This window comes from Brevibacillus brevis, from assembly GCF_022026395.1.
GTDB lineage: Bacteria > Bacillota > Bacilli > Brevibacillales > Brevibacillaceae > Brevibacillus.
The window spans coordinates 3,261,300-3,283,009 of record NZ_CP041767.1 but is presented as its reverse complement, the minus strand read 5'-3'; the positions used below and the strand labels follow the sequence as shown (position 1 = coordinate 3,283,009).

General features: G+C 49.7%; 16 protein-coding genes and 2 riboswitches. All 16 genes read left to right on the top strand.

Annotated features, from left to right (window positions below; genetic code table 11):
• Window positions 1-157: 157 nt before the first annotated feature.
• A riboswitch (cobalamin riboswitch) is annotated at window positions 158-358 on the top strand.
• A 160-nt stretch (window positions 359-518) separates the two neighbouring features.
• Window positions 519-878: a class Ib ribonucleoside-diphosphate reductase assembly flavoprotein NrdI gene (nrdI, locus tag FO446_RS15640; protein WP_173607771.1), complete on the top strand. Its 360-nt coding sequence runs from the start codon at window positions 519-521 to the stop codon at window positions 876-878.
• Window positions 865-2,949: a class 1b ribonucleoside-diphosphate reductase subunit alpha gene (nrdE, locus tag FO446_RS15635; protein WP_173607770.1), complete on the top strand. Its 2,085-nt coding sequence runs from the start codon at window positions 865-867 to the stop codon at window positions 2,947-2,949. The genes nrdI and nrdE overlap by 14 nt, the downstream gene beginning before the upstream one ends.
• A gap of 55 nt (window positions 2,950-3,004) precedes the next feature.
• Window positions 3,005-3,955 carry a class 1b ribonucleoside-diphosphate reductase subunit beta gene (gene nrdF, locus FO446_RS15630; RefSeq protein ID WP_087350004.1) on the top strand — a complete coding sequence of 317 codons (951 nt, stop codon included), beginning with the start codon at window positions 3,005-3,007 and terminating at the stop codon, window positions 3,953-3,955.
• Window positions 3,956-4,041: 86 nt separating this feature from the next.
• Window positions 4,042-4,241: riboswitch (cobalamin riboswitch) on the top strand.
• 144 nt (window positions 4,242-4,385) lie between these two features.
• The gene (gene metE, locus FO446_RS15625) at window positions 4,386-6,668 is read left to right on the top strand and encodes a 5-methyltetrahydropteroyltriglutamate--homocysteine S-methyltransferase (protein WP_237898473.1); all 2,283 of its coding nucleotides are present in this window, start codon (window positions 4,386-4,388) and stop codon (window positions 6,666-6,668) included.
• A gap of 14 nt (window positions 6,669-6,682) precedes the next feature.
• Window positions 6,683-7,177 (top strand): acyl-CoA thioesterase, encoded by a 495-nt coding sequence (locus FO446_RS15620; protein ID WP_237898469.1) that lies wholly within the window; start codon window positions 6,683-6,685, stop codon window positions 7,175-7,177.
• A gap of 323 nt (window positions 7,178-7,500) precedes the next feature.
• Window positions 7,501-8,499 carry a thiamine pyrophosphate-dependent dehydrogenase E1 component subunit alpha gene (locus tag FO446_RS15615; RefSeq protein WP_237898468.1) on the top strand — a complete coding sequence of 333 codons (999 nt, stop codon included), beginning with the start codon at window positions 7,501-7,503 and terminating at the stop codon, window positions 8,497-8,499.
• 28 nt (window positions 8,500-8,527) lie between these two features.
• A complete protein-coding gene (locus FO446_RS15610) occupies window positions 8,528-9,562 on the top strand; it encodes an alpha-ketoacid dehydrogenase subunit beta (protein ID WP_237898467.1) in 1,035 nt (344 codons plus the stop codon).
• Window positions 9,563-9,605: 43 nt separating this feature from the next.
• Entirely contained in the window at window positions 9,606-10,850 is a 1,245-nt protein-coding gene (locus tag FO446_RS15605; RefSeq protein WP_237898466.1) for a dihydrolipoamide acetyltransferase family protein, read from the top strand.
• Between the two features lie 13 nt (window positions 10,851-10,863).
• A complete protein-coding gene (gene lpdA, locus FO446_RS15600) occupies window positions 10,864-12,243 on the top strand; it encodes a dihydrolipoyl dehydrogenase (RefSeq protein ID WP_173607764.1) in 1,380 nt (459 codons plus the stop codon).
• Window positions 12,244-12,432: 189 nt separating this feature from the next.
• The gene (locus FO446_RS15595; RefSeq protein ID WP_232773073.1) at window positions 12,433-14,316 is read left to right on the top strand and encodes a sigma-54-dependent Fis family transcriptional regulator; all 1,884 of its coding nucleotides are present in this window, start codon (window positions 12,433-12,435) and stop codon (window positions 14,314-14,316) included.
• Between the two features lie 79 nt (window positions 14,317-14,395).
• Complete coding sequence (locus FO446_RS15590; RefSeq protein ID WP_237898464.1) at window positions 14,396-15,904, top strand: YcdB/YcdC domain-containing protein; 1,509 nt, start codon at window positions 14,396-14,398, stop codon at window positions 15,902-15,904.
• A gap of 165 nt (window positions 15,905-16,069) precedes the next feature.
• A complete protein-coding gene (locus FO446_RS15585) occupies window positions 16,070-16,435 on the top strand; it encodes an SH3 domain-containing protein (RefSeq protein WP_173607763.1) in 366 nt (121 codons plus the stop codon).
• Between the two features lie 159 nt (window positions 16,436-16,594).
• Entirely contained in the window at window positions 16,595-17,482 is an 888-nt protein-coding gene (locus tag FO446_RS15580; protein WP_173607762.1) for a MurR/RpiR family transcriptional regulator, read from the top strand.
• Between the two features lie 40 nt (window positions 17,483-17,522).
• Entirely contained in the window at window positions 17,523-18,824 is a 1,302-nt protein-coding gene (locus FO446_RS15575; protein WP_237898462.1) for a CapA family protein, read from the top strand.
• A 46-nt stretch (window positions 18,825-18,870) separates the two neighbouring features.
• Complete coding sequence (locus FO446_RS15570) at window positions 18,871-20,130, top strand: MFS transporter (protein WP_237898460.1); 1,260 nt, start codon at window positions 18,871-18,873, stop codon at window positions 20,128-20,130.
• A gap of 63 nt (window positions 20,131-20,193) precedes the next feature.
• A complete protein-coding gene (locus FO446_RS15565) occupies window positions 20,194-21,702 on the top strand; it encodes a fatty acid--CoA ligase family protein (protein ID WP_173608360.1) in 1,509 nt (502 codons plus the stop codon).
• Window positions 21,703-21,710: the final 8 nt, after the last annotated feature.

Genomic DNA, 21,710 nt, shown 5'->3' with positions numbered 1-21,710 from the left:
CAATCTCCCCAAGGCTAACCAGCACGCACAAAATCTATTATATGAACGAGAACCAGAGATTGGCAATAGCCGAAAAAGGAGAATAGTTAGTTTTCGAAAAGAGCCCATACTGAGCTTGACTCCTACGATATATTGAGGTAAAGTAAGTTTTACCAACTACATATTGATGCGGTAAGGTGTTTGCCAGCCAGATTTGGTAGACTTAATAGGGAAGTCGGTGAGAATCCGACGCGGTCCCGCCACTGTAATGAGAGAGTTCCATTTGCGAAAAAATGCCACTGATCCTGAAGGATCGGGAAGGTGTAAATGGAGCGATGATCCAAAAGCCAGGAGACCTGCCTAACCGCTTGCACTGTTTACCCTACGGGAGATAGGGAAGTGTTCGAGCGCTCAATTCGCATTGGCGAATTGCTAGATGGAAGTCATCACGCGCATTCGGCATGTAAACGTCGGATGCGCTTTTACTTTGGCTAAATAACATACATACAGAGTAAAAATAGTAGGATAGGATGAGGGACATGCTAATCGCTTATGATTCAAAAACAGGAAACGTCCGAAGATTCGTCAACAAAATTAATTTGCCACATGTGGAAATTAATCAAGATATGGTGCTGGACGAGCCATTCATTTTGGTCACATACACGACGGGATTCGGACAAGTGCCGGAGAAGGTGGCGACGTTCCTGAAGCGAAATCATGTCCATCTGCGCGGAGTATCTGCCAGCGGCAACCGCAACTGGGGAACCAGCTTTGCCAAAAGCGCGGATACGATCGCGAGCCAATATGGCGTTCCGGTGATTTCTAAATTTGAACTGTCCGGTACCGGCCGTGACGTGGAACAATTTACGAGTGGGGTGGCAGCAATTGCGGCATATTGAACTGAACAACGAACTGATGCAGCGTGGCAACGACGGATTTTATCAACTGGAAAAGGATCGGGAAGCGGTTGCGGTCTTCATGGAAGAAGTGCAGTCCAACACGATGACTTTTAACAGTGTCAAAGAACGCATGGACTATTTGATCGAGAATGACTTCTATGAAAACGTCTATGAAACATACACGGTTGAGCAGGTTGATGAAGTTTTCCGTTTGGCCTATGACGCTGATTTTCAATTTGCTTCGTATATGGCTATCTCCAAATTTTATAAAGATTACGCCTTGAAAACGAACGATAAATCGATGTACTTGGAGCAGTATCCAGACCGGGTGGCCGTTGTGGCACTGTCCCTTGGACAAGGTGACTTTGAGCTCGCCAAGCGTTTAACAGTATCCATGATGGACCAACGTTTGCAACCAGCGACACCAACTTTCCTGAACGCAGGCAAAAGCCGCCGCGGAGAAATGGTCTCCTGCTTCTTGCTCGAAATGGATGATTCACTGAACTCTATCAACTTTATTTTGGGCACTTGTATGCAGTTATCCAAAATTGGCGGCGGGGTAGCCGTGAACCTGTCCAAGCTCCGCGGACGAGGAGAGCCGATCAAAGGCGTCGAGGGCGCGGCAAAAGGTGTCATGCCAGTCCTCAAGTTGTTGGAAGATGCATTTTCCTACGCGGATCAAATGGGCCAACGCAAAGGCTCAGGTGCAGCGTATTACAACATTTTCGGCTGGGATATCAACGAGTTTCTCGATTGCAAAAAGATCAATGCAGATGAAAAAGCGCGCATCAAAACGTTGTCCATCGGCCTGATCGTACCAAACGTTTTCTACAAGCTGGCTGAGGAAAACAAGCCACTGACTGTGTTTGCTCCGTACTCCGTGTACAAAGAATACGGCGTGCATCTGGATGATATGGACCTCGATGACATGTACGAGGAGCTCCTGGCAAACGATCGCATCAAGAAAAAGACCGTGATGAGCGCACGCGAGATGTTGACCAAAATCGCGATGATCCAAATGGAATCAGGCTATCCGTACATCATGAACAAAACGAATGCGAACAACAATCATGCCCTGAAAGATCTCGGCTCGGTGAAAATGTCCAACCTGTGCACGGAAATCTTCCAGCTGCAGGAGACTTCGACGATCACCAATTACGGCGAGATGGACATCATCCGTCGCGATATTAGCTGCAATCTGGCATCTCTCAATATTGTCAACGTGATGGAACGCAAAATGATCCGTGAATCTGTCCACGAAGGAATCGAAGCCATTACAGCCGTAAGTGACATGACGCGTGTAGAAAACGCTCCAGGCGTTCAAAAGGCTAACCGCGAGCTGCACTCAGTAGGTCTCGGTGCGATGAACCTGAACGGTTATCTGGCAAAGAACAAAATCGCTTACGAAAGTGAAGAAGCGAGAGATTTCGCCCGTACGTTTTTCATGATGATGAACTTCTACTCCTTGGAAAAAAGCATGGAAATTGCCAAGGAAACAGGCAAGACCTTCTTGGGCTTTGAACAATCGGAATATGCAAAGGGCACTTATTTTAACAAGTACGTGACGAATGACTACAGCCCACGGACGGAAAAAGCAAAGCTTCTCTTTGAAGGAATGCACATTCCGACGCCAGAGGATTGGGCGGAGCTACAGCAAAAGGTGCAAAAGCATGGCGTTTACCATGCGTATCGTTTGGCGATTGCACCGACACAGAGCATTTCCTACATTCAGAATGCGACTTCTAGCGTGATGCCAATCGTTGAGCATATCGAAACGAGAACGTATGCCAACTCTACGACGTATTACCCGATGCCGTACTTGTCGCAGGAAAACTATTTTTACTACAAATCGGCATATGTGATCGATCAATTCAAAGTAATTGATCTGATTGCCGAAATTCAAGAGCACATCGACCAAGGAATATCGACTGTGCTGCACGTGAACAGCAACATTTCAACCAGAGAACTGGCTCGCTATTACATTTACGCAGCGAAAAAAGGTCTGAAGTCACTCTACTATACGCGTACGAAGCATTTGACTGTAGAAGAGTGCATTAGCTGCGCGGTTTAGTGAACGCGATTCATAAAAGGAAAAGCATCAAGCAAAAAGAGAAGAGGAACGCCATATGAAAGCAGTCAATTGGAACAGGCCGGACGACGATTTTACGATGACGTTTTGGAATCAAAACATCATGCAGTTCTGGACGGATGATGAGATTCCGCTATCAGATGACAAGATGGCCTGGATGGAGCTCAGTGCAACTGAACGGGACACGTATAAAAAAGTATTGGGCGGTCTCACCTTGCTGGATACGGTTCAAGGTGGAGTAGGGATGCCGAAAATCATGGAGCATGTCGATGGACTGCAAAGAAAAGCGGTTCTCGCCTTCATGGGCATGATGGAGCAAATCCATGCCAAATCGTACAGCAGTATTTTTACCACGCTGGCATCGACAGAAGAGATTGACGGTATTTTTTCGTGGGTAGAAAATAATCCACATCTGCAAAAGAAAGCGGCCCTCATCTCGAAACGCTATCAAGAAATTGAGAAACCGAAAGATTTGTATATGGCGATGGTAGCGTCCGTCTTCCTGGAAAGTTATCTGTTTTACAGCGGCTTCTTCTATCCGCTCTATTTGGCGGGTCAAGGAAAGATGACAAGCAGCGGGGAAATTATCGATTTGATTGTTCGCGACGAGAGCATCCATGGACTCTATGTCGGCGTTCTCGCGCAAGAAGTCTATCAAGGTCTGAGTGTGGTCGAGCAGACCGCAGCAAAAGAGGAGCTGTATGCCCTTTTGCATGAGCTGCAAGAAAATGAAGAGGCCTATACGACTTCGTTGTATACGGAAATCGGATTGGCTGACGAGGTTCATGCCTACGTGCGCTACAACGCGAACAAGGCATTGATGAATTTGGGGCTGGACCCGCTTTTCCCGGAGGAAGAAGTGAACCCAATCGTGCTGAACGGAATTCGTACGCAGACGAAGCAGCATGACTTCTTCTCGAAAAAAGGAAATGGTTATGTCCGCACGCTAAACGTAGAACCATTGACGGACGATGATTTTAGATTTTAGTATGACAAAAAATGGAATCTGTGTTACTGTATGAACAGTATGCTGCCCTGCTCGTTTAAGGGGGCACTTCACAGAACCATGACAATTTCATAAGAGTGGGAACAGGTTCTTTGGTTATCAAGCTCGACCAAGGATGAAAAGGGAAGTCGGTGAGAATCCGACACGGTCCCGCCACTGTATGTGGGGAGTCGGCACATTTATCAGCCACTGATCCAAACGGATTGGGAAGGCATGTGCAGATGATGATCCCAAAGTCAGGAGACCTGCCTGTTTCGACGACACTGCTTAACCTACGGGAGATAGGGAGGTGTTAGGATGCTGTGATCTCAGTGCTTATTTGGCATTTCTAACGTTCTTTTTGATCGTTGGAGATGCCTTTTTTATTGGGCGGATTCAAGTCAGGATCGAATGAAGAATGGAGAGGAAGCTCATGAAAAGCAGCAATTTGGGATATCCACGGATCGGGAAGAACCGCGAGTGGAAAAAGGCATTGGAAGCATTTTGGGCTGGCACCCTCGATGAGGCAAGCCTGGTTCAGCAAATGGAGCAAATCCGTCACCAAAACCTGTTGGTTCAGCAGGAAAAAGGGGTCGAGCTGATCCCTGTAGGTGACTTTACGTACTACGATCACATGCTGGATATGGCTGTGATGTTTGGATTGGTCCCCAAGCGCTATGAATACGAGGGCGGCCCGGTTTCATTAGCGACATACTTCGCCATGGCTCGCGGTTCGAAAGAAGCTGTCGCCAGCGAAATGACGAAATGGTTTAACACGAACTACCATTATATCGTCCCGGAATTCGGGGAACGACAACCAACCATAACCGAGAACAAGCCTCTCCAGGCATATTTGGAGGCCAAAGAAAAGTATGGCATCATCGGAAAGCCCGTCATTGTAGGCCCGTATACGTTTGTCAAATTGTCCAAAGGATATGAGAAAAACGAATTGGAGATCGTCGTGGATCAACTCGTACCGCTCTACATAGACGTTCTCCAGGAGTTGGAGCTGCACGGTGTGGAATGGGTGCAAATCGATGAGCCTGCATTTGTACTGGATGTTTCGGAGCAAGAACGCGCCCTCATCAAGCGTATCTATGCGCAAATGGGTCAAGCTCTACCACATCTGCAGTGCATGCTGCAAACCTATTTTGAAGCAGTGGATTGGTATGAGGAGCTGGTTTCCTTACCGGTAAAAGGAATCGGTCTTGATTTTGTACACGGATCGAAGCGAAATCTAACCAATCTGAAAAAACACGGGTTTCCAGCAGAAAAGATTCTCGCAGCGGGAATCATCGACGGTCGAAACATATGGCGTGCATCCATTGAGGAGAAATGGGAGCTGGTCAAAGAAATTTCCGAGATTGTTCCGCTCGAAAAGCTGTGGCTGCAGCCGTCCAGTAGTTTGTTGCATGTACCGGTAACGGTTGAGGCAGAGAGCGGTTTGCCAGAGGAAGTCATGCCTGCATTGGCGTTTTCCGACGAAAAACTGGGGGAAGTACAGCTTTTAGTCCAAGGATTCCGATACGGTAAATATGTTATATCAAAAGAGATCGCCCAAAATGAAGCGGACTTGCTGAAGCTAGCATTATCCCCAGCGAGGAATCGGGGAGAAGTAAAGAATGCTTTACGTCAAATCGCTACTGCAAAACTTGAAAGAAGTGTTTCTTATCCCGAACGTCGAGAGATTCAACAAAATACGTGGAAGTTGCCACTGCTGCCAACTACCACAATCGGAAGCTTCCCGCAGACGGCAGAGGTTCGCCAAGCCCGACAACAGTTTAAAAAAGGGAGTTGGACAGTGGAGCAATACGATGCTTTCATTCAGGCGCAAATCAAGGAATGGATCAAGATCCAAGAAGAGCTCGGACTGGATGTCCTGGTCCATGGTGAGTTCGAACGAACAGATATGGTTGAGTATTTTGGCGAAAAGCTCGATGGCTTTTTGTTCACGAAAAACGGCTGGGTGCAATCATATGGCTCCCGCTGCGTCAAGCCTCCTATTATTTACGGAGATGTAGAGTTTGTGGCACCAATGACGGTCAAGGAAAGTGTGTATGCAAAATCATTGACCGACAAACCAATGAAGGGCATGTTAACGGGCCCAGCAACCATTTTGAACTGGTCGTTTGCTCGGGTAGATGTCTCCAGAGAAGAAGTGTGCGAACAAATTGCCTTGGCATTGCGAAAGGAAGTAGAAGCCTTGGAAGAAGCGGGGATTCTCATGATTCAAGTCGATGAACCAGCGCTGCGCGAAGGACTTCCGCTCAAAAAAGAAGAGCAAGCCGCTTATCTCGAATGGGCAGTCAGAGCGTTTCGTCTAGCGACCTCTACCGTTGCGCCGAGCACACAGATTCATACACATATGTGCTACTGCGAATTCCATGATTTCATGGATGTCATCAGTGAGCTCGATGCCGATGTGATTTCGATTGAGACTTCCCGCAGCCACGGAGAGCTCGTGTCAGTGTTCGAAACAGGTACATATGACAAAGGCATCGGGCTCGGCGTATACGATATCCATAGCCCCCGAGTTCCAGCTGTCTCTGAGATGGAAGATATGGTAGCCCGAGGTGTACAAGTACTTCCACCTGATCAATTTTGGATTAACCCGGATTGCGGGCTGAAGACAAGAGGGAGAGAAGAAACCGTTCAGTCATTGCGAAACATGGTTGCGGCAACCAAAGCGATTCGGAGTCGTTTGACAGCCCAGTAGGGAAGGTGCACACGATGAGAGGAGCCACACAAATGATGACAGAAGCGCGACCGATCCAACAATCGAGAACCTTTTTGACTGATCTCGTCTTGCCGCCGGATACCAATCACCACCATACCATTTTCGGCGGGAAAGTCATGGCATACGTTGACAAGATCGCCTGCATCGCAGCCATGCGGCATTGCCGTAAGCCTGTTGTCACTGCGTCCAGCGATTCCTTTGATTTTCTAGCGCCAATCAAGACGGGGGAAGCACTCAACCTGGAGGCATATGTCACCTGGACCCATAAGACATCGATGGAAGTATTCGTGAGAGTGGAAGCGGAGAACTTGTTGACCGGAGAAAAGCGGATGACAGCCCGTGCGTATCTGACGATGATTGCCCTCGACGATCAAGGAAAGCCGACGAGCGTGCCTGGTGTCATTCCTGATACAGAAGAAGAGCGGATACAGTATGAAAAAGCGAAGGAACGCCATGTATTGAGAAGGAAGCGGAAGGAAGAGAGGTAAGGAGAAACATCGTGCTACAGAGAAGCCTCCGGTTAACTTGTTTGCGACAGGTTACCGGAGGCTTCCTTATTTTGTGCGCAAACATTACCCATTTCCAAAAATTCATCCCTCGCCGTACCCCTTATCCGTCCAAAGGCATGCGGTGAGCCAGTGTACAAAAAGAGACAAAACGAGACAGGTGTCCACTTTTGTTCCCCCCAAAAAGTAAAGCGGTTACAAAAAAACGCAATGTGACCTGCTTCGGCAGTTGGCATACTTTTTGCGATATCCCTTGAGTCAAAGGCTGGATCTCAATAAAACATGTTCGAGGAGGAGACACGTAAATGACGAAAGTGGATCAGCAAGTCAAAGGGATTCCGTTGTCCCGCGAAAAGGCCGCTTGGATGTACCAAAAAATGCTGGAGATCCGGAAGTTCGAGGACAAGGTGCACGACCTGTTCGGCCAAGGGAAAATCCCTGGTTTCGTCCATTTATACGCGGGGGAGGAGGCCATCGCGGTCGGGCTTTGCGCGCACCTGGACGACAGCGATACCATTACCAGCACGCATCGCGGGCACGGACACTGCATCGCAAAGGGGTGCGATCTGAATGGAATGATGGCGGAGATTTACGGTAGAGCCACGGGACTTTGCAAAGGGAAGGGAGGCTCCATGCACATTGCGGATTTGGACAAAGGAATGCTCGGGGCGAACGGCATTGTCGGTGGAGGCTATCCGCTTGCTTGCGGAGCCGCTTTGACTGCCAAGTACAAGCAGACAGGCGCTGTAAGCGTATGTTTCTTTGGTGACGGAGCGAACAACCAGGGGACGTTCCATGAGGGGATCAACCTGGCAGCCATTTGGAAGCTGCCAGCCGTGTTTGTAGCAGAGAACAACGGATATGGGGAAGCCACGCCGTTTTCGTACGCCTCCAGCTGCAAAACCATTGCGGACCGTGCGATCGCCTACAATATTCCCGGCATCCGAGTGGATGGCAAGGATGTGCTGGCCGTTTATCAGGCTGCACAGGAAGCGATCGAGCGTGCCCGCCGGGGAGAGGGGCCGACTCTGATCGAGTGCGTGACGTACCGCAACTACGGCCACTTTGAGGGCGACGCCCAGAAATACAAAAAAGAAGAAGACAAGAAGGCGCATTTGTCGGAAATAGATGCGATCAGGAAATTCCGGAACGATTTGCTCTCCGAAAAGCTGTTTACTGAAAACGAGTTGGATGAAATCGAAGCTGCGGTTGACAAGGCGGTCGAGGAAGCAGTCGCGTTTTCGGAAAACAGTCCGTACCCGGAGCCGTCCGAACTGCTGACAGACGTATACGTGTCGTACTGAAAAAACGATAGCAAAGGAGGAAGGGAACATGACCAAAAAAATGAGCATGTCGCAGGCAATCAACGAGGCGATGAAACTCGCGATGCGCAGAGACGAAAATGTGATTTTGATGGGCGAGGATGTAGCTGGCGGGGCACAGGTCGACCATTTGCAGGATGAAGAGGCATGGGGAGGCGTTCTCGGGGTAACGAAAGGCCTCGTCCAGGAGTTCGGAAGAGGGCGGGTGCTGGATACCCCGATTACCGAAGCGGGCTATATCGGGGCGGCGATGGCTGCTGCGACCACTGGTCTTCGCCCGATTGCGGAATTGATGTTCAACGATTTCATCGGGAGCTGTCTGGATCAGGTGTTGAACCAGGGGGCCAAGTTCCGGTACATGTTTGGCGGCAAAGCACAGGTGCCGGTTACGATCCGCACGACGCACGGCGCCGGATTCCGGGCGGCGGCGCAGCATTCGCAAAGCCTTTATGCTCTGTTCACGGCCATTCCTGGCATTAAAGTGGTGGTCCCGTCCACACCTGCTGACGCGAAAGGGCTGCTGCTGGCATCCATCGAGGACAATGACCCCGTAATCTTCTTTGAGGATAAAACGCTATACAACATGACGGGGGAGGTGCCAGACGGTTATTACACAATTCCGATCGGCAAGGCGGACATCAAGCGTGCCGGTTCGGATTTGACGATCGTCGCGGTTGGTAAACAGGTGCATACAGCCTTGGAGGCGGCGGAGCAGCTCGCCAGGAAAGGAATTGAAACAGAGGTCGTCGATCCGCGCAGCCTGTCGCCGCTCGATGAGGATGCGATCTTGGGGTCCGTTCAAAAGACGAATCGGCTGATTGTCATCGACGAGGCAAATCCACGCTGCAGCATTGCGACTGACATCGCGGCCTTGGTCGCGGATAAAGGCTTCGACAGTCTGGATGCGCCGATCAAGCGGATTACAGCACCGCATACCCCGGTTCCGTTCTCACCAGTGCTGGAGGACCTGTACTTACCGACGCCACAAACGGTGATTCAAGTGGTATCCGAATTGCTTGGCGACAAATCGCTGTTGAGTGTCTGATTCAGAACGAACGAAAGAAAGAAAGAAAACGGAGGGAAAACCGATGGCAGTCGAGGTGCTCATGCCGAAGATGGGAATGGCGATGAAAGAGGGAACGGTTTCCCATTGGAACAAACAAGTCGGCGATCTGGTAACCAAAGGAGAAGTGATCGCTAGTATCAGCTCGGAAAAAATCGAGGCGGATTTGGAAGCACCGGCGAACGGTGTTTTGCTGAAAATCGCTGTTTCGGAATGGGAGGGTGTGCCGCCTGGAACGGTCATTGGATATATCGGTCATCCAAGCGAGCAAATCTCGGAGGAAACGGCCGCAACGGCGACGTTCGAAACGGTTGCTCCCGAGAAAAAGCCGGAGAAGCCAGAGGTTGCGGCGAAGTCGACCACAATAGCAGCAAGTCCGGCGGCTGCGAAAGAAGTGAAAATTTCCCCGGTCGCGCGCAAGTTGGCCGAGGCGGCCGGTCTCCCCTTGGAATCTCTCATCGGCACGGGACCGGTGGGCAGGATCACAAAGGAAGACGTAGAAAAGGCGATCGCTGACCGGGAGGCGAAGCAAGCTGTAGCAGCGGAGGATGATAGACCACCTGCCGTTGTCGTGGAGGAAACGACGGAGCAATTGCCTGTCACGGGAATGCGGAAAGTGATCGCTTCCCGGATGATGGCCAGTTTGCAGGAAAGCGCCCAGCTTACGATCACCACACGGGCTGATGTCACGGACTTGATCGGTTTGCAAAAGAAAATGAACGAAGTCACTCAAAAAGAGCACGACATCAAGCTGACCCTAACCGATCTCATCGCGAGGGCGACGGTTCTCGCTCTCCAAAGGCACAAGCAAGTAAACAGCGCCTATATCGATGACCGGATTCATCGGTACGGGAACGTCCACCTGGGAATAGCCGTCGCGCTCGAACAAGGGCTGGTCGTTCTGGTCGTTCGGTACGCGGAATCAACATCGGTGCTGGACCTCTCCCGCCGGATCAAAGCGCTGGCTGCACAGGCGCGGGAAGGGACGCTTGGCATGGAAGAGATGCAAGGGTCTACCTTCTCCATTACGAATCTTGGGGCTTACGGAATTGATTTCTTTACGCCGGTGCTGAATCCACCGGAGGCTGGCATTCTGGGTGTAGGGGCCGTGCAGGAAACGCCTGTCTTCATCGATGAAGAAGTGCAGCGGCGGAGCATTCTCCCACTCAGTCTGACGTTCGACCATCGCGTACTGGACGGAGCACCGGCAGCCGAATTTTTATACACGCTGAGAAAATACCTGGAAGAGCCGTACCGGATGCTCTTGTGAAGGACGTGATGGGATGAGTACGATTGCAGTGATCGGAGGGGGACCTGCCGGCTACGTTGCAGCGATTGCCGCCGCAAAAAAGGGCAAACAGGTCACCCTGATCGAGCAGCAGGTGTTGGGTGGGACCTGTCTGAACGAAGGATGTATGCCAACCAAATCGCTCCTGGAGTCCGCGGAGATGGCCGAGAAAATAAAGCATGCCGACCGTTTCGGAATTCGCGTGCCCGAGCGGGAAGTATCGATTGACTGGCCGGGAGTGCAGAGCTACAAAAACAACATCGTACAGCAACTCGTCATGGGAATCGGATTTCTCATGAGAAAAAACAAAATCAAGGTGCTGACGGGCAAGGCTCGTTTTGTCAGCCAACGCCAAATAGCGGTAGAGAATGATCAGGGAGAAGAAATTGTTGAAGCCGATAAAATCATCATCGCTTCGGGATCGGAGCCGATTGAGCTACCGTTTGCGCCGTTTGACGATCGCTGGATCATCCACAGCGGACAAGCGATGTCGCTTTCAGCGGTTCCCCAGACATTGCTGATTATCGGCGGAGGTGTCATCGGATGCGAGTTTGCTAGCATATACAGTCGCATGGGGTGCGACGTGACAGTGATTGAAATGGCGGATCAGCTTCTCCCCGGCGAAGATGCGGATATTGCGGGTGTTCTGCATGATCAGCTGGAACGAACCGGGGTGAAGATCTTGACCTCCACGTCGTTGACCTCGGTCGATCAGCAGACGAAAACCGTTCGTTTCAAGAACCCGGATGGTAGCGGGGAAGCCGCAGCAGAGATTGTGCTGGTTGCCGTCGGAAGGATACCACGGACGGCTGAACTGCAACTTGATCGGGCGGGTGTAGCATTCGGCAAGCAAGGTATTTTCGTAAACGGGCATATGCAAACGAACGTGCCACATATTTACGCATGCGGGGATGTTGTCGGAGGCATCCAGCTCGCCCATGTCGCTTTTCATGAGGGAACGGTAGCAGCCTTGCACGCGTGCGGTCTGGACGCCAAAGCCAATTATCGGGCCGTACCGAGGTGCATCTACACGTCGCCGGAAATCGCTGGTGTCGGCCTCACTGAGAAGCAAGCCAGGTCGCAATATGGAGACGTGCGAATCGGAGAATTCTCGTTTTCTATTAATGGCAAGGCAATGATTCTCGGTGAAGCAATCGGAAAGGTGAAGGTCATCACGGAACCGGAATACAACGAAATACTGGGTGTGTCCATCGTAGGTCCGCGTGCGACGGAGTTGATCGGGCAAGGAACGCTCATGATCCACGGGGAAATGACGGCGGATATGATGGAAACGTTCATTTCTGCCCACCCGACGTTGTCTGAAGCTGTTCACGAAGCTCTGCTGTCTGCCATCGGTCATGCCTTGCACGCCTGAAGCATCGGTGCAATCAAAAGCCCCCTGTAACCCAGGGGGAATTTTGATTTGGACCATTGTAAGCGCTGCTATTATTGATTAGAATTTAGACAAAGAGAGACGACCTTGCATACATTCTGGCAGGAGTTACTTCAGGCGAGTTACTGAGGGAGGGAATGTATCTTGTTTGAATTCGCATTAAGTTCGCAGATGTGGAAGCGGTTCGTTCAGGAAGGTGTATTGGATTCTTCCCGGATTCACCAATCCATCATCGAATCTTGGTATCGCTCCCGGAACGCCCAAGTCAGCCCGTACTTGGACCGGGGAAGGCACATTCTGAGCGGGGAATCTCTTAGGCACCAACAGCAAAAGAATGCTTTGCTTATGGACGTCGCTGCCCCTTTTCTCGAAAAAATGGATCGAATCGCGAGCGAGATGGGAATGATCGCGCTTCTAATCGATCCGGAAGGCTACGTGCTCTGGATGAAGGGAAACAAAAATGTCCGGGAGGTAGCCGAAAAAATACGATTCGTAGAGGGCGTGCGCTGGACCGAAGCCGAAATGGGGACAAATGCAATTGGGACGGCGTTGTCACTGGGGCAGCCGATTATGGTAACCGGCTCGGAGCATTATTCCATAGCTTCCCATGGCTGGAGCTGTGCTGCCGCTCCAATACGCAGCGATGACGGGGAGGTCCTGGGTATCCTCGACGTTTCGTGCCCGGTCGACCGGGCGCATCCATACATGCTGGGGATTGTTACCCAAGCCGCTTATACGCTGGAAAAAGAAGTGAAAATCCGCTCTCATCGCGATGAGATGGAATTGATTCAGGGATCGATGGAAGTACTGGAAAAGGAACAGCCGCTCATTATTTGCACCCCACGTCAAAACGTCGTCGCGGCGAGTAGGTCGATTCGTCAGAACATTCCGAACTGGAGTGGGATGCGTGCCGATGAAATATACATACGCGGGTACCAAAATCGGATGGAAGTGCCGATTTGCTCTGCGGAGCACGGTGGTTTCATCGGCAAATGTATCTACCTTCGGAATGCAGAGGAGCAACAGGTAAGGCAGGCCGTCTATCAGGACAAGGGTTCCGCCAAGCCGTTTCGGTTCCTTGGCGAAGCTGGCACAAGCCGTGTATTTCGAAAGATGCTGGAAGAGCTTGGACGGGTTGCTTCCACGGACATCAATGTCTTTATCCTGGGCGAGACAGGCACCGGAAAAGAAGTGATCGCACGTTCGATTCATGAAAACAGCAAGTGGGCAAGCGGGCCGTACGTTGCGGTAAACTGCGGCGCGATCCCGAGAGAGCTGCTGGAAAGCGAACTATTCGGCTATGTGGAAGGGGCGTTCAGCGGGGCGAAGCGAACCGGAGCGAAGGGGAAATTCCAACTTGCCCACCAAGGAACTATTTTCTTGGACGAAATTGGGGAAATCCCCCACTCCATGCAGGTGGCGCTTCTCCGTGTCTTGCAGGAACGGAAAATTACTCCGCTAGGCGGCAGTCAAGAGATACCCGTCGATTTTCGCGTGATTGCGGCCACGCACCGCAATATCCATCAACTGGTCAAAGAAGGTAAGTTCCGAGAAGACCTTTTTTATCGTCTGTACGTATATCCGGTGCATGTTCCGGTACTCAGGCAGAGGGCAGAAGACATCCCGCACCTCGTTCACCATTACTGCGAAAAGCATGACTGGGATGCTGTTTTCCCTCCGGAATTCTTTGCCGCGCTGATGGCTTACACCTGGCCAGGAAACATTCGCGAGCTTATGAATGTACTGGATAAATTGCGGATTCTCTCTATGAACAGCTGCGACGACCTCTTGCATCTGCTGCATTCCTTGCTCTATCAAAACGCAGAGTTGAGCAAAAGCGTCTCCTCCAGCCTTAGCTTTTCTGAGCAGAGGATGGAGGAACATGGGGCTTCTCTTTCGTTTCGCGATAAGATATTGCAGCAGCAAATGGTCGAGGCGCTGCAAAAGACGAACGGGAATGTGTCGAAAGCGGCAAAACTTCTGGGAATCCCCAGAAGTACATTCTACAAACGAATGCATCGGTTTGAAGAAACGACAAATTCCCCTCGGAGTTGACGGTGTCAGAGGGGAGCACTACAGGATAAGTCTTCCTCTCTGCCAACTGAGAAAATGGAAGAGAAGGTACGCGAGCGAGTTGAAAGGGTATAGGTTAATTAATAAACATTATAAGGAAGACAGCTTTCGCCGTTATCCTGCACCGATCTGGAGCTTGCACTTCACCAACATGCCAAAAACAGCTGAAAAAGAAGAGTATGACGCATACTCATCCGTTAGGCTTGAGCTGGATGCGCATACGGGCCGACTGCTTTTCATGAATATCCGAAATCCAGCATGGGCTTCAGCTGATTACTCGGAAGAAAAGCTTGCCAGAGACAAGGCTGCAACTTTTATCGAGGACTTATTCGGTACGGAAGCAAAACAGCTGAAAGCCGAACAAAATCTCGACAGAGGAAAAGCAGGATCTGGTGACGGGAAAGGCAACAAGCTGGAATGGGCTCACACCACCGTCGACTATCACTCTCTCATCAATAACCTCCCTCTGTCCAGCAACTCTCTCTCTGTATCCGTTGATCATGCTGGTCATATTATTCGCTATGAAGCGTATGATTTCATCGATCCTAGCAAAGTGAACTGGCCTGATCCGAAAAAAGCGATAACACTTGAGGAAGCGAGCAAAATCTATAAGGACAAGCTTAAGATGGACCTGGTATACGTATCGGAGCAGCCGATTTCCTATGCAAAAAATGGAAAGCCGGCAGAAAAGAAACCGATGCTCATTTATCAATTGAATACCAGTGGTTGGATCGACGCTCTAACCGGCAAAGTCATAAGGGAAGAAACCGAAATGTCAGGAGAGAGTGTTCATGTAAAAGGAGAAGGGAAAAGCATCAAAATAGCTTCCCGCGAACAAGGAGAGAAATGGCTGAAAACTCAGTTTGGTATTGATGTGTCTGGTGCGACCTTTGAATACGATGATCACAAGGACAATCTTTTAGATGGACTTCAGACAATCGAATCCTATCGTTGGATGAACGATTCAAATAAAGGTACGCCTGCATTTGAGCTGGTTAGCATCACGACAGATGAACAGAGTGATCGGCTCATCGACTTCGATCTGATTTTGCCAGACGAACGAAAAACAGAGCAGAAAATCAGTGTAGAGGAAGCGAAGAAAAAAGCGATCGCAGCACTCGTACCTTATCTTGACCCGGCGTTAACGGAGCTATCGCTTATCATAGAGACTCCTGAAGAGGATATTCCGGAGTGGGTAGACAAGAACAAGCTGGATAAGGAAGAGGATAAAGCGTATTCATTCACTTTCCTCGGAAAACGCAACGGGATCGAAGTATATGACGAGTCTTATATGGTGAGGGTAGACAAGGCAACGGGGACGATTACAAAGTTAAACCTCCACCCTCTCAACCCGGGCATTACCCTTCCAGATTCCAAGAAGATTGTAAGTGCAGCAGAAGCAAAAGAAACGATCCAACAAGAAATTGACCTGGAACTGGTCTACGTGTGGGAGCAGTATGATGGTCAAAGAGCTCCCGAACCGCAGTTGGTCTACCAGCGCAAATGGAAGAATGGCTATAGCTTTATCGATGCTTCGACAGGGGAGCTCGTCAAGGTGTCCCGCCAATAAATGACGACAGCCGATTTGCTCTCGCAGCATTATCGGCTTTTTTGGTGCGCCTAGACTGGGCGTCGTCTCAAAGGTGAAAGTCGGCAACCACGCAAAAAAATATCCATGAGACATGAGTTCAGATATAATGAGAATATACGTTCCTATTCTTGTGAGGTGTTTCACGTGACGAAGAAAAATGAGGTCGTAATCAAAAATCATCGCTCCAATTATCCGAATCCGATCACGCTTGTAGAAGGGCAAAGAGTTAGAATAGGCAAGTTGTATGATGGACCGGAAAATTGGCAAAATTGGCGGTATTGCTACACCTTGGATGAACAGCAGCTGGAGGGCTGGGTACCTGAGCAAATCATTGAAAAAGATGGGGAGATTGGGATTTTGACCACCACCTATACGGCAAAAGAGCTAAATGTGGACGCTGGTGATCGCGTGGTCTTTATGCATGAGTTGAATGGCTGGAGCTGGTGCGAATTAGAGAGCACCGGGGAATGCGGATGGATTCCAAATGAATGTCTCAGTACGGAACGATAAAGAGAAGAGAAGGGGGCATCCGACTACGGAGGCTCCTTTTCGTTATCCACCAAAATGAAGCATAAACTACATTTTCCAAGAAGTATTGAAGTGATTTATTGCAAGAGATATACTATTCTCAAAATTAAAACAAATCAGCATGATAAAGGAGCTTCAGGCATGGCACAACTCGTAAAAGAACGGATTCGGAAGCAGTATGGAAAGCTGACAGCAAGCCAAAAAATCATCTGTAAGATCGCGATTGAAAAGCCAAGCTTACTTGCGATCCATACCGCCAAAAAAATCGCGGAGTTTACGAATACCAGTGAAGCGACCGTCATTCGCTTTTGTTATGCATTGGGTTACTCCGGATACACAGAGCTTCAGGAAGAAATCAAAAAGTCTCTATTGATAGGAGACCAAAGGAAGGGACCGATTCAGAAATATCGAGACACGGAGGTTACGCTGGATCTGAGCAATTACGCTCATCAAGTGATGGAAAGTGATATTGCGTATCTCCAACAAGGCTTGCAGCAAATTGATTACACGTTGCTCCAAGAGGTGGTTAAAAGCATCGTACAGGCAAACCGAATCGTAGTGGTAGGGTTTCGCTGGTGCCATATTCCTGCAAAATGGTTGTTCCAGGCGTTGAATGCGATCAAAGGAAACACACATCTGTATACGGGAGCCGTTGATAACGCAGATTATTTTCTCACCGAACGGGATCAAGAATGGCTAGTCATTGCGATTTCATTTCCTCGTCATCCTGGCGAGACGGTCGCAATGGTCCATTCAGCAAAAGAGTTGGGAGCGAAGATTTTGGCGATTACGGAAGGCGAGTTCTCCCCCATTAGCCAAGTCGCAGATTATCTTCTGAAAATCACCACACCCCAACCCGTTGCCACTAGCGGTATGCCCACACTATTTTCCATGCTAAATGTTCTAATCAAAGGCGTCATGCTCCATGACGCGGAAAATGTCCAGAAACGATTGCACCACTATGATGAAATCAGTTCGAAACTATACTCGTTTGTCGGAGAGGAAGAGGAAGACTTCTCGATCTTTTGAAAGCAGAAAAAAGGAGAAAAGGGAAAGGGGAATCCTGCCAATGACCAAGCCGATTTGGTTCACAGCGACTGGCGACAGCTTCATTACTCGCAATCTTCCATACAGGGACCAAGCTTTTGAAGAGATAGCCAGCTTGCTGCACCGTGCGGACGTACGTATTGCGAATCTGGAGACGACCGTACACGATAATGAGGGCTATCCCAGCGCACAAAGTGGAGGCACGTGGGCAATGTCACCACCTTCCGTTTTGCAAGTCATGAAAGATTATGGCTTTAACATGATTGGCTGGGCGAATAACCATACGCTCGATTATTTGTATGGGGGGCTAGAAGCAACGGAACGATATCTCAATGAGTATGGCTTCGTCCATGCTGGCGCAGGCAAAAATCTCGCTGAAGCGGGAGCTCCGCGTTATCTTGAATGCGAAGGCGCCAGGGTAGCCCTGATCGCTGCGACATCGACTTTTCATCCATGGTGGGCGGCCGGAGATCAGCGTTCGGATAGTATCGGGAGGCCAGGTATCAATCCGATGCGCTATGTGATGACTCACCACATTACGGAAGAAAAGCTCGCTGATCTGCAAGCCATTGCGGAGTCGACGGACATTAACGCCTTCAACAAGCTTCTCATCGAGGAAGGCTTCATGAACGATCCGGGCAAGGAGATCTTTCTCTTCGGAAATGCACGTTTCATGGTAAGCGACGAAGAAGGGACGACTACCCAGCCGCATCCGCGCGATCTGAACCGAATCGTCAAAACGATTGAGCAGGCAAACAGGCGGGCTGATTACGTCATCGTGAGTATTCACGCTCATGAGATGAAGGGGGAAGCGAAAGAGGTTGCGGCTGATTTCTTGCCTGTATTCGCAAAAGCGTGCATCGATGCGGGTGCACACGCAGTGGTGGGACATGGCCCCCATTTATTGCGAGGCATTGAAATCTACAACAACCGACCGATCTTTTACAGCCTGGGAGATTTTATTTTTCAGACAGAAGCCGTTACGAGTCAGCCCGCAGATTTCTACGAGCACTATGGCTTAGACCACACCCATAATGTGGCAGATGCGTTGGAAGCGATGAGTGCCAACTATACACGCGGACTCTGTGTGCACAAAGAAGTGTGGGAGTCGGTTATTCCCTTGTGGAAAATGCAAGATGGTGAACTTCTCGAACTGGAGCTGCATCCGATTGAACTAGGTTTTGATCTGCCTGTACATCGTATGGGGTGGCCGAAATTAAGCGGAGATACCACCATTTTAGAGGGGCTTAAAGCGTTGAGTGAACCATATGGCACAGTGATTGAGATCACGGATGGAATTGGGCGCGTGAGACTTACAAAATAGCGGGAAACAGCGGTAGTCTATTTCCTGTACAAACGGAGTGATTCACATGATGGCCAGAATCACAATGATTATGTTGTTTTTGCTATACATGATCAATTATGCGGATAAAACGATTGCGGGATATTCTGCCGTGCCGATCATGACTGAATTTTCATTGAACGAAAAAGACTGGGGACTTGTTGGAAGCAGTTTCTTCTGGTTTTTCTCCATAGCCGGGATTGTAGGCGCGGCATTGTCGGATCGCATCGGGACGAAAAAAATGCTGGCGATCATGGCACTTTCCTGGACTGTCATTCAATTCGGCGCTTATGCGATCGCGGGTTTGCCGATGCTTGTCGTAGCGCGGGTATTGCTTGGAATAGGCGAAGGGCCGTTTTGGGCAACAGTTGTCAGCCATTTAAACAAATGGTTTCCCGAAGAAAAGCGTGGATTGGTTTATTCCACCGTGAACTTCGGTGCTTTCGTCGGTGCGGTTGCTTCCGCACCGGTGATCGTCGCGCTGATTGATAGCTATGGATGGAGATTTTCCTGGGCGTTTATGGGCGCACTCAGTCTGATGTGGCTCTTGGTCTGGCTGTGGATCGGAAAAGAAAAACCACTTGTCAGCGTCGCACCTGCAAAAGTCGAACCTCCGACCTTGCCAAAAGCGAAATGGTCGGATATATCCGGTGTCTTGCTCTCATCCACGTTTCTATTCTGTTTTTTAATCTATTTTGCTCAAATATGGGGGACGACCTTCGCAGCCGTATGGGAGCCTGTCTATCTCGTCAAGGTCTTCCAGTTTACGAATCAGGAAATGGCCTATGCGATTGCTGGCACGGGACTTTTAGCTGGACTGGTGACCATACTGATTTCTTCCATTGGTGATCGTTTCTTTAAAAAGCATCGCAGCTATCGCAAATCATACGTTCTGGTTGGAGGTGTTTCGATTATTTTAGGGGGACTGTGCTTTTACAGTGTTACTCTTTTTCAATCTACGGTACTTGTTTTGATCTTTCTGTGCCTAGGAAAAGGGTTTGCTTTTTCTGTTGGAACAGCTGCCTCAGTCATTGTCAGCAGCTTGTTGCCAGAACGCACGGGACTTTTGGTAGGCGTGTTGTCCAGCCTGGTTACGTTGGCAGGGATCATCTCGCCGCTGGTAACAGGCTCTATCGTTCAGTCTGCTGGAGATATTGGCACTGGTTTTGGCAACGCTATGATCGTCAACGGGTTGCTCTTTATCATTTGCGGCGTGCTTTTCCTGCTCTTTGTGAAGCGCAATGAACAAGTCAATCAATCAGCACCGCCAATCCCTCATGTTTCCTAAAAGTAATACTTTATAGGCTTGGTCCTAGATGTTAAAATTTTCTGAAAAGGGGGTAGGTGTGTGATGTATCATTTGAGTGAAGGTCTCATGCAGAGCGCGAAACAGTTTGCGGATCGTCCAGCCTTTGTCTTTATGGGAGAAACGACATCGTATGCACAATTCAATCAGCAGGTCGAACATCTCGCAGCAGGACTTGCCCAGCACGGGATTGGAAAAGGGGATGCTGTCGCCCTGCTCATGGATAATCGGCCGCATTTTGTTAGCGCTTACTATGCGATACTCCGCGTAGGAGCTGTTGTTGTTCCCATGAACCCCATCTATACGGCTCGCGAAATTAGCTTCATTCTATCAAATAGTAAAGCAAAGGCAGCCATTGCCTTATCCACATTGCAGCCGGTACTAACCCCGATGAAGGACCAAATAGAAGATTTGCAGCTTCTCATCTACACGGAATCTATTGAAAATGAAATAACGATCGATCAGCTTGTACAGGAAGGGCAAGAGTCAGAGGAAGGATACGTGGAGCCGGAACGAAACGAAGATGACCTCGCTGTAATTCTGTATACATCAGGCACGACTGGCCAGCCAAAAGGAGCGATGCTCTCCCACCGTAATATGGCATCGAATGCGGATGCGATGGGGATATTGTTCGAGTTGGTGCCAGAAGATCGCATGGTCGCGGTACTCCCGATGTTTCATGTCTTCTGCATGACGGTGTGCATGAATGGCCCGATTCGCACGGGAGCAGCCATCATTATCGTGCCAAAATTTCATCCAGTAGACGTCCTTCAAACGATTCGTGAGCAAAAGGCCACATGTTTTGCAGGTGTTCCGACCATGTACAACTATCTGCTACAGGTGCCGACTGCGACAAAAGAAGATGTCTCCTCCATACGGATATACTGTTCGGGAGGTGCATCCATGCCCGTAGAGCTCCTGCACAAGTTCGAAGCGAAATACGATGCCAAGGTACTGGAGGGCTACGGTTTGTCCGAGGCAGCACCAGCTACAACATTTAACCCACTGCACGGGACCAGAAAGCCAGGATCGGTAGGAGTCGATATCCCGCTTGTGAAGAACAAGGTCGTCGATCCGGAAGGAAACGAAGTGGCACGTGGAGAAGTGGGCGAGCTGGTGGTGCAAGGGCCGAACGTTATGATAGGGTACCTTGGTTTGCCAGATGATACGGCAGCGGCGCTTCGAGATGGTTGGTTGTATACGGGAGACATGGCGCGTATGGATGAAGAAGGATATGTGTACATCGTTGACCGCAAAAAAGACATGATTCTCGTTGACGGCTATAACGTGTATCCGCGTGAGGTAGAAGAAGTGCTTTATCAGCACCCTGCGGTTATCGAGGCGGCTGTGATCGGGATTCCTGACGAGGTGCATGGTGAAGCAGTCAAGGCATTTGTGGCTTTGAAGGAAATAGCGGTTTCTCAAGAGGATATTATGGCATTTTGTCGTGACAAGCTGGCGAAATACAAAGTTCCTCGTCAGGTCGAATTCGTAGCAGAGCTTCCCAAAAACACTACAGGGAAAATCTTGCGTCGCTCGTTGCGCACCTCTTAAATGATCGT

Excerpts from the sequence above, each read along its gene's own strand:
- nrdI (WP_173607771.1), top strand. The coding sequence starts at position 519 with ATGCTAATCGCTTATGATTCAAAAACAGGAAACGTCCGAAGATTCGTC.
- nrdF (WP_087350004.1), top strand. The coding sequence starts at position 3,005 with ATGAAAGCAGTCAATTGGAACAGGCCGGACGACGATTTTACGATGACG.
- metE (WP_237898473.1), top strand. The coding sequence starts at position 4,386 with ATGAAAAGCAGCAATTTGGGATATCCACGGATCGGGAAGAACCGCGAG.
- FO446_RS15620 (WP_237898469.1), top strand. The coding sequence starts at position 6,683 with ATGAGAGGAGCCACACAAATGATGACAGAAGCGCGACCGATCCAACAA.
- FO446_RS15615 (WP_237898468.1), top strand. The coding sequence starts at position 7,501 with ATGACGAAAGTGGATCAGCAAGTCAAAGGGATTCCGTTGTCCCGCGAA.
- FO446_RS15610 (WP_237898467.1), top strand. The coding sequence starts at position 8,528 with ATGACCAAAAAAATGAGCATGTCGCAGGCAATCAACGAGGCGATGAAA.
- FO446_RS15605 (WP_237898466.1), top strand. The coding sequence starts at position 9,606 with ATGGCAGTCGAGGTGCTCATGCCGAAGATGGGAATGGCGATGAAAGAG.
- lpdA (WP_173607764.1), top strand. The coding sequence starts at position 10,864 with ATGAGTACGATTGCAGTGATCGGAGGGGGACCTGCCGGCTACGTTGCA.
- FO446_RS15595 (WP_232773073.1), top strand. The coding sequence starts at position 12,433 with ATGTGGAAGCGGTTCGTTCAGGAAGGTGTATTGGATTCTTCCCGGATT.
- FO446_RS15580 (WP_173607762.1), top strand. The coding sequence starts at position 16,595 with ATGGCACAACTCGTAAAAGAACGGATTCGGAAGCAGTATGGAAAGCTG.
- FO446_RS15575 (WP_237898462.1), top strand. The coding sequence starts at position 17,523 with ATGACCAAGCCGATTTGGTTCACAGCGACTGGCGACAGCTTCATTACT.
- FO446_RS15570 (WP_237898460.1), top strand. The coding sequence starts at position 18,871 with ATGATGGCCAGAATCACAATGATTATGTTGTTTTTGCTATACATGATC.
- FO446_RS15565 (WP_173608360.1), top strand. The coding sequence starts at position 20,194 with ATGTATCATTTGAGTGAAGGTCTCATGCAGAGCGCGAAACAGTTTGCG.